This is a genomic window from Roseovarius sp. D0-M9, assembly GCF_037083805.1.
In the GTDB taxonomy this organism is placed as follows: Bacteria; Pseudomonadota; Alphaproteobacteria; order Rhodobacterales; family Rhodobacteraceae; genus Roseovarius.
Genome location: NZ_JBAPKZ010000038.1, coordinates 22,980 through 30,318 on the forward strand (window position 1 = coordinate 22,980; position 7,339 = coordinate 30,318).

Below are 7,339 nucleotides of genomic sequence, written 5' to 3' on the forward strand. Positions count from 1 at the left end.
CTCACCAACACGCATGCATCAATCCCATTAGCACACAGATCAATGCCCATAATTGACAAATATCAATTACTGTGGTGATGATGAACGACATTATCAGAGAAAGGTTATCATGCCCGACTCGGAATACCGGGATATTCGCTATCTCGATCTTTTCTCCCAAATGGCGGATGAGAATTTCACCGTGTTGATGCGCGGCGCTTACGTGCAAAACTTCCCCGCGCAGATTGAATTGATCACCGAAGGCGAGCCGAGCGATTTTCTTCACGTCGTTATTTCAGGCTCGGTCGATCTGTTCTCGATGTGGAATGGCAGAGATACCAGCATGGCCACTGTGCGGCCCATCTCGACCTTCATTCTGGCCGCGACAATCAAGGACGCGCCATACCTGATGTCGGCCCGCACTTTGGAGAAAAGCAGGATCGCGCTGATCCCCAGTCAGGACGTCCGCACGATCTTCGATGCCGACGGCAATTTTGCGCGCGCAATCGTGGCAGAGCTTGCGCAATGTTACCGCTCGGTCATCAAGGCACAAAAAGATCTCAAGCTTCGAACCTCGCTCGAACGACTCGCAAATTACCTCCTTAGGCAACAGAAACGGGCCGGCAACGGGACTGTATTCGATCTCGAATTCGAAAAGCGCCGCTTGGCTTCGGTGCTCGGCATGACACCAGAGAACCTCAGCCGCGCCTTCAAGGGCCTGCAACCTTACGGCGTAATAGTGAACGGCACCCGCATCACCATAAGCGATCAGGCCGGCCTCGAGAGGTTTGCCAAACCCAATCCACTAATCGACAATATTTCGTCCTGAAATTCAGGGCAGTGGGTTGACCCCGAACAGATAGGGGTGCAGCCAGATCAGTCCGAGATAAAGAGCCAAGCCAGCTAAAATATGGGACACCGCAAAGCAGTGAATGACCACCTGCTGACGCAGGAGGCATCACTTGGAGGAATGTAATTCCAGGTACTGCTTGATGATATCGTCGGTGACGTTGCCCGATGTGGTGGAGAAATACCCACGTGCCCAAAAGCGCCTTCCCCAGTAGCGCTTGCGCAAATCTGGGAATTCCATTTGGATCCGGCGGGACGAGCGGCCCTTGATGCGCTGCATCACATCGGAGAGCGACAGTTTCGGCGGGATCGACAAGAACATATGGACGTGATCGCGCGCCAGAACGCCCTTGACGATATGCACACCAAGCTCGTTGCACGTTGGATGATAATCTCACGAATACGCTCTCGCATCGCGCCGTGCAAAACCTTGTAACGATACTTCGTAGCCCACACGACGTGGTATCTGTGATAAAATCGCGTGTGCGCGGATGACGAGTAGCGCATGATCTTCCTCCCCGGAATCTGAAGCCATACCCCTTCGGGGGCTTCAGATTCCGGGGAGGAAGATCACAGAAAGATTCGCTGAAGCGGACCGGCTGGAAGCCGGTGGCTTCGATCCATTAAGTGGAAAGTGAAGTACCGGCGGTGCGACTGCGACAACCCTCCTCAGGCGCTGCCATTCGGGACCCATCTCATGGCGCTTGCGACGGTCGATCAGCTGACCGCCAAGAAGCGCGAAGATCGCGAACGTGCCGAATAGGATGACATGCGCCAGATCGCCATTCGGCACGATATGGGCTGCGGCCCAAAGGGCCATCGCCAAAAGCAAGGGATGGCGCGACCAGCGGACAATGCCGGGCCGCGCAGCGTCGAAGCGTTCATTTTGCGCTCCGCCAAAGGAAAAACGGATTGGGCCGCGCAATTGACAGTGCAAGGATCAGACAGACCGGCAGCATCACGGCCAATGGCGCATACGCCTGCCAAGATGCCCAGCCCCAAGCCTGTACATACGGCGCACGTCCCGCCGCACCGATCAGCCACGCCAGAACGCCCAGCGACAGCGCCGAATAGGCAAGCGTGAAGCCGAACCGTCCCAGGCGCTTTTGCAACCAGTGCCGTATGGGCGGGCGCACCGGGATAGAATGCGACAGAAAAAATACGGCATAGGCAACACTGACTTCAAGCCATCCCATGCGCGCGCCCTCTCATCGCCGCCTGGCGGCCGGCAGTCGCAGCAAAAGGGGACCATAGACCACGGCAAAGCCTCCGAAGGCCACGATCCAGCCCGCGCCCGCAACCGTGCTCAGTGGCACCGACAGATCTGGCCATATCCCAGCTGCGACCCGCGCCAGCACCGACAAGACCAAAGCCAAGTAAATCACGAGGGTGCCGGCCCCTGCCGTCAACGATTGGCCTGTATGACCCAACGTGGCCCGCGTCATCACCGCCAGCGTCATAAGCCCGATCGCCCCCGCCATCCACAGATGCTGCGCGCCGGCCATCCCCAAGGAACCGGGTGCAAGGATTTCCGCCGCCAGCGCCAAGGCTCCGAGCGGCACAAAGGCGTAGCCAGCATGTAGTACCGTCACCAGCGGTTCGGCCAGCGTCAGATGCCCCGCCCAGCGAGCCAGCCGGATCAGGTGCAACGCTCCCGCCACCGCAAGCGTCACGCCCGTCAGCGGATGCAAAGGCAGGCCAACCCAAAGGCAGAGCCCCACCAGCAAAGCAACCAGCGCCACCTTGTCGAATGCCTGCATCGGCGGCGCGGGCAAAATCTTGCTTTGCCGCTTTACCAGCCAGTTACGTGTAAAGGATGGAACCACGCGCCCACCAATGACTGCAATCATCATGATGCCCGCGCCCAGCCCCAGCCGCAGGCCATAGCCTTGCGCGGCATACCCTCCGCGTGCGGCCTCCCAGTGAAACAGCGCGTTGCCAATGATGAACACGCCCAACATCCCCAGCACGATCAGGTTGCGCCAGTTCTTGCCGGCCACGATCTCACGCCCGATGGAGAGCGCGAAGACTACCGGAAAGGCCAGATCGACAGCCGCCACAAACCCTGCAGGAAGGCCGACCGATACGGCCAACGCCACGCGCCCCGTCAGCCACAAAAGCGCCAGCATGCCAAGCCGCCAGCCGACGATCGGTAAACGCCCTGTCCAGTTCGGCACCGCCGTCAGCAGGAAACCCGCGACCACGGCCCCCAGATAGCCAAAAAGAAACTCATGCGCATGCCAGCTGACCGGATCGAAGGCCATCGGCAGGCGCAAGCTACCAAACAGCATCAGCACCCAGAGCGCCATGACCAGCGCAGCCCAGACCGCCGCACCGAAGAAGAAAGGGCGGAACCCGAAAGTCAGGATCGCGGGGCCTGTCCAGGCGCGCATCTGTTCAGAGGTCGAGGTCATCTGTCTGTCCTTGTCACCGTCACACCGTCCTCGGTCAGGATCAGGTCAAGCGGAATGTCATGGGGTTGCGGGTAAATCGTGGAGAGGCGTGCGGCGCTGAGCGCAATGCCGATCGTCACGGGCCGCGGCGCCAAAATGGCCAGCGTCCGGTCGAAATAGCCACCGCCCCAGCCAAGCCGAAAACAGCCGCCGTCCCAGCCAAGGCAGGGGGCGAGCGAGAAATCCGGGTTAAGGGCTTCTGCCTCGAATGGGGGAATAAGAATATTCCAGTCGCCGCGCACCATTTTCGTCTCGGGCGTCCAGCGCCGAAAAATCAAAGGCGCCTCGCGGATTTCCACGACGGGCAGCGCAACGGTGACGCCCGCGCGGTGCAACTCACTCAACAGATGGCGCAGATCCGGTTCACCCTTGATTGGCCAGTAGCCGGCCAGGACGGTATCCCGCCCTACCCCACGTTCGGTCAGCACGGCTCGCAAATGCGCGCCGATCTGCTCTGAGACCCGCGCCCGTCCAGTTTGACCCAGTGCGTCCCGCACGCCAGCCAGCCGTATCCGTTCCGCACTGCGCCAGCGCGCAACATCGCGTGCCTGACTCGGATCGACTGCCAACGGGTCGACATAGTCAGGCACCACCTCGCCGGCCATGCAAGGCGGCGAAGCAAAATGCCGCGAGCGGTCACTGTTCCCAGACATTTCGCGCCTCCTCCATTTGATAGCCCCAAGATGGACACGTTTAACGCATTGACAGGATCACATTCCCGAACTGGGGAAAAAGAAGATCATTCTCCAATCGTATCCGGTCAGTCAGAGCATTCATGAAAACTGAAAGGCTTTCATGAAGGTGGGTCCGTGTTCTGCGTGCACCCCAAACCTGAATACGGTCAGGGGACAATACCCCGATCTGACTGGTGGTACCGTCGTGCTGGTCAGGATCGGCGCGCATCCCGGCAATTGAATTTCCGATGCTTGGGTCACCACCCTTGCGAATTGCAGGACAGAGGATCAGCACTTTTTCGTTCATATGCACATCCCCTTCGGCCATCATGTGTGGCAACAGATCGGGCACGCCCTCTTGCTCGGCTTCGTCACCAAAATATGCTGTTTCCATCTGTTCAGTCATCGCTGCGAAGGAAGCCAGCTGAACGCGATTTGGTGCGTGATAGCGGACTTCGATGTAGCGGGTAACTTCTACAGCGTCATGGAGGGACAGGCTGTCAGGCATCTTAGATTCCTGTCATCGAAATAGTGAAGGCACCGCATCGGGAGAGGCCTGCGCCTCCGCCACAGCGATGTGAAGCGAACGCGCGATGCGTTCGGCGCGAAGAATGACGTGTGCGGCGCCCTCCGGTGTGCAGACCTCTTGCGCCGTCTCTCGGAATAGCTGGAGCCAACGGTCGAAGTGTTCCGCCGCGATGGGAAGTGGAGTGTGCGCAGGAACTGGACGCCCGTGATAGTGTCCCGTCATCAGCGCCACCGAAGACCAAAACGCGACCATACGTTCCAGATGCGGCCCCCAGTCGGAGATGCGCGCAGAGAAGATAGGGCCAAGAATGTCATCGTCACGAACGCGGGCATAGAAGGAATGCACGAGGGTGCGCAACAAGGCCTCATCGAGTCCGGTCTCGGCCATTATTCTTGCGGTCATTTCCGGGCGGACAGAGGCGATTCCTTGCGTCGGATCGAGTAGCGTCATTTCGGGCCCTCGTGATTGCTGCCTTGCATTCCAGTCTATGGCTGGTAATAGGTATTGTAAATACTCATTAAGGATTGGAGCATCCCGAACATGCGCCTCACGACCTTCACCGACTACGGTTTCCGGATGCTCATGCGCATGGCAAGCGACCCGGCCCGCGCCTATTCAACCGCAGAGCTTGCGGCAGAATTCGGCTTGTCGCGGACTCATCTGACCAAGATCATGCAGCGGCTTGCGAAAGCCGGATATGTTGAAACCCGGAGAGGCAGCGGCGGTGGTGCAATCCTTGCGATACCAGCGGCCGAGATCCGACTGGGCGCCATAATCCGCCTGCTGGAAGACGGACAGCCACTGGTCGAATGCCTCTCAGCCGACGGAGGGGACTGCACGATCGACGGACGCTGCCGGTTGAAGTCGCGTCTACGATCCGCAGAGAGATCATTCATGGCTGATATGGATCGCTCAACCCTCGCAGACATTGCTCTAACCACAGCTTCGAACCTCCGTGCAGAAACAGGAGAGCATTAATGTTAGCAACCCTCACCCAAATGGAACGGCGTGTTGGCATTGGCCTATCGGTCGCGCTTGCATTGATGGGGTTTCTCATGGCCGCCGCAGCGCGAGAGGGACCTATGGCAGTGCATGGAGGGATGGCGCTTGCTTTGGGGCTCGCCCTGGTGTTTTTGATTGGCGGCGCACTTTACGATTACGCAGAGCCGGGCCCTGACAGGCTGACACGCTATTATGATGCTCCAACGCGCTTCGGAATCAGCATGACGCTGATCTGGGCGATCATCGGGATGGGTGTCGGCGTCTGGGTGGCTGCGCTGATGTACTGGCCGGAAGCGACCCCGATGTGGCCCGCGACCAGCTTTGGACGGCTACGTCCGGTGCATACGACCAGTGTGATCTTCGGTTTCGGTGGCAACGCTCTGATCGCAACATCATTTCACGTGCTACAACGCACATCTCGCGCGCGACTGGCTGATGCGATCAGTCCGTGGTTCATCCTGATCGGATTTAACCTTTTCTGCGTTTGGGCGGTAACCGGCTACCTGATGGGCAGCACCCAATCCAAGGAATACGCCGAAGCCGAATGGTATGCCGATATTTGGTTGGTCGTGGTCTGGGTGACCTATTTCGCGCTCTATATCCGCACTCTGGCCCGCCGGAATGAACCGCATATCTACGTTGCCAATTGGTACTACATGGCGTTCATCTTAGTTGTGGCGATGCTGCACATCGTCAACAACCTCGCGCTGCCGGTAACTTGGACAGTGGCTGAAAGCTTCACCATCTGGGCGGGAGTCCAGGACGCGATGATCCAATGGTGGTATGGCCACAATGCGGTTGCGTTCTTCCTCACAGCTGGTTTCTTGGGAATGCTCTATTACTTCCTGCCGGTGCGTGCAGGGCGGCCCATCTGGTCCTACCGTTTGTCGATTGTCAGCTTCTGGGGCATTGTCTTTTTTTACATATGGGTGGGGTCGCACCATCTGCATTACACCGCCCTGCCCTATTGGGTTCAGACGCTTGGGATGACCTTCTCGATCATGCTGCTGGTGCCCAGCTGGGCATCAGCGGGCAATGCGATCGCCACGCTGAACGGAGCGTGGCACAAGGTGCGCGACGACGCGACCCTGCGCTTCATGTTCGTGGCCGCCGTATTCTACGGCTTATCCACCTTCGAAGGTTCATTTCTCGCCATACGCCCGGTCAATTCGCTATCCCATTACACCGACTGGACGGTCGGCCATGTGCATTCCGGCACCCTGGGATGGGTCGCGATGATCGTTTTCGGCGCAATCTATACGCTGGTGCCGCAACTCTCGGGGCGCGAACACATGGCTTGGCCCAAGGCAGTTGAATGGCACTTCTGGCTCGCGATTTCCGGCACACTCATCTACGTCGTCTCGCTATGGAACGCTGGCATCACCCAAGGGCTGATGTGGCGGGCCTATGACGAGAACGGGGCGCTTTCCTACAGCTTTGTGGAATCCGTGCAGGCCATGGCGCCCTATTACGCGGCCCGCACGCTGGGCGGCGCGCTGTTCCTGAGTGGTGCTGTAATCTGCGCGCTCAATTGCCAAGCCACGGCGCGCAGAGCGCAACCGAGCAATGAATCTGCCGCTGATCGCCCTCTAAACACCCAAGCAGCGGAGTAAGCTGATGCTGAAACTCCATTACAATCTTGAAAAAGCCTCGATGGGCCTGGTGGCCGGGATCATCATCGCCGCCTCGATCGGCGGAATCGTCGAAATCGCGCCTCTTTTCGTCATTGATGAGACCGTTGAGCTGCCGGATGACTTGCGTCCGCACACGCCGCTGGAACTGGCCGGGCGCGAAATCTACATCCGTGAGGGGTGCTATGCCTGTCACAGCCAGATGGTGCGCAGTCTCGCCGA

Annotated in this window: 10 protein-coding genes and 1 pseudogene; 4 read left to right on the forward strand and 7 right to left on the reverse strand. The window is 58.8% G+C overall.

The genetic code is table 11. The features are described from left to right. Positions 1–109: 109 nt before the first annotated feature. Positions 110–808, forward strand: a complete 699-nt coding sequence (locus V8352_RS18325; RefSeq protein WP_336425736.1) for a helix-turn-helix domain-containing protein — start codon at positions 110–112, stop codon at positions 806–808. A gap of 129 nt (positions 809–937) precedes the next feature. Here the strand turns inward: V8352_RS18325 and tnpA are convergent. From tnpA to V8352_RS18360, 7 genes and pseudogenes are all read right to left on the reverse strand, one after another. Beyond that, positions 938–1,335 (reverse strand): annotated as a pseudogene (gene tnpA / locus V8352_RS18330) (IS200/IS605 family transposase). 43 nt (positions 1,336–1,378) lie between these two features. Further along, a complete protein-coding gene (locus V8352_RS18335) occupies positions 1,379–1,753 on the reverse strand; it encodes an NnrU family protein (protein WP_336425737.1) in 375 nt (124 codons plus the stop codon). Continuing rightward, positions 1,710–2,024 (reverse strand): NnrU family protein, encoded by a 315-nt coding sequence (locus tag V8352_RS18340; protein ID WP_336425738.1) that lies wholly within the window; start codon positions 2,022–2,024, stop codon positions 1,710–1,712. The genes V8352_RS18335 and V8352_RS18340 overlap by 44 nt, the downstream gene beginning before the upstream one ends. Before the next feature lie 12 nt (positions 2,025–2,036). Continuing rightward, positions 2,037–3,242: an NnrS family protein gene (locus V8352_RS18345; RefSeq protein ID WP_336425739.1), complete on the reverse strand. Its 1,206-nt coding sequence runs from the start codon at positions 3,240–3,242 to the stop codon at positions 2,037–2,039. After that, positions 3,239–3,934, reverse strand: a complete 696-nt coding sequence (locus tag V8352_RS18350; protein ID WP_336425740.1) for a 5-formyltetrahydrofolate cyclo-ligase — start codon at positions 3,932–3,934, stop codon at positions 3,239–3,241. The genes V8352_RS18345 and V8352_RS18350 overlap by 4 nt, the downstream gene beginning before the upstream one ends. Positions 3,935–3,974: 40 nt before the next feature. Further along, entirely contained in the window at positions 3,975–4,463 is a 489-nt protein-coding gene (locus tag V8352_RS18355) for a hypothetical protein (RefSeq protein ID WP_336425741.1), read from the reverse strand. Between the two features lie 12 nt (positions 4,464–4,475). After that, a complete protein-coding gene (locus V8352_RS18360; RefSeq protein WP_336425742.1) occupies positions 4,476–4,934 on the reverse strand; it encodes a group III truncated hemoglobin in 459 nt (152 codons plus the stop codon). A gap of 90 nt (positions 4,935–5,024) precedes the next feature. On the opposite strand from V8352_RS18360, the gene V8352_RS18365 reads away from it, so the two are divergent. The 3 genes from V8352_RS18365 to V8352_RS18375 all read left to right on the forward strand — a co-directional run. Then, on the forward strand, positions 5,025–5,462 hold the full coding sequence (locus V8352_RS18365) for an RrF2 family transcriptional regulator (RefSeq protein ID WP_336425743.1): 438 nt from the start codon (positions 5,025–5,027) through the stop codon (positions 5,460–5,462). Further along, positions 5,462–7,099 (forward strand): cytochrome-c oxidase, cbb3-type subunit I, encoded by a 1,638-nt coding sequence (gene ccoN / locus V8352_RS18370; protein ID WP_336425744.1) that lies wholly within the window; start codon positions 5,462–5,464, stop codon positions 7,097–7,099. The genes V8352_RS18365 and ccoN overlap by 1 nt, the downstream gene beginning before the upstream one ends. 4 nt (positions 7,100–7,103) lie before the next feature. After that, positions 7,104–7,339 (forward strand): cbb3-type cytochrome c oxidase subunit II (locus tag V8352_RS18375; protein WP_336425745.1); only part of this gene is annotated, 236 nt, incomplete at its 3' end.